This window comes from Bartonella jaculi, assembly GCF_039543045.1.
In the GTDB taxonomy this organism is placed as follows: domain Bacteria; phylum Pseudomonadota; class Alphaproteobacteria; order Rhizobiales; family Rhizobiaceae; genus Bartonella; species Bartonella jaculi.
The window spans coordinates 1-944 of the sequence record NZ_BAABIZ010000141.1 but is presented as its reverse complement, the minus strand read 5'-3'; the positions used below and the strand labels follow the sequence as shown (position 1 = coordinate 944).

The 944-nt window shown below is 38.1% G+C and carries 1 protein-coding gene; it reads right to left on the bottom strand.

Features of this window, described 5'->3' with window-relative positions:
* Positions 1 to 106: 106 nt before the first annotated feature.
* On the bottom strand, positions 107 to 944 hold an 838-nt coding region (locus ABD915_RS09860; protein ID WP_345117779.1), incomplete at its 5' end, for a tyrosine-type recombinase/integrase.

Sequence of the window (944 nt, the reverse complement as noted above, 5' to 3'; positions counted from 1 at the left end):
TTATCACTCACATGTACCAAAATAAATAAAAATTAAATCAATAAGTTATTATAAAAGTAAGGGATTTGGTGGTTATTGATTCTATTACGTTTTTTTGCCTCTATCCCTAACTTTTTTGGAGCTTTTTTATCGATTCGAGGGCAAGCTTTTTACGATCTGCGCTCTTTGTATAGAGAGATGCCATATTGTCGTCTGTCCAGCCAAAAAGCGCTTTGAGTTGAGATACTGTTGCACCTGAATTTGCTGCGCGTGTTGCTGCTAATTTTCTCAATCCATGTGCTGATTTCTTGATACCGGCTTGGGTACATGCATTATAAAATAAAACCCCGAAGCTTTCTTTGGCTAACTTTTCTCGGCGTTTACTACAAATAAATGTTTCCTCACCAATGGGACCAATTTTAAGGGTTTCGGCTAGTTCTGGTAAAATGGGAAGAAAAACGTCTGTTTGGAATTTGCTTTTCTCTGTTTTGAGATGAATGATATTATCTTTGACATCTTTCCAGCCAATACGAACCGCATCACCACGACGTAATCCCGTATAGAGAAGAACATCAATCCAAACGCGTTCATGGGTACCATGTGACCAGCATTGGTAATATTTCTCAACATCCTCTTCTGTCCAAACAGGAAAACCGCTTTTGTTTTTTAAAGAAGGTGTTTTTATTCCTAAAGCTGGATTATTTTCTAAAAGCCCTTGTTCAATTGCCCATTTAAAAAGTCCGTTGAGTGATTTCAGAAAGTCCCTAGCCATTGCGGGTGTTTCTTTACGCCGTTCAACACCGGCTATAATATGTTTCTTTTCGATTGCTTGGTATGGAATGTTTCCTATGGTATCACATACCTTCGTAAGAATGGGTTCTCTTTGTCTTTTTGTGGCTTTAGCGAGGTTATACCAATTAGAGCTGTTAAAGTATTGTTTCAGTAGCCATGCAAATGACCCTTCA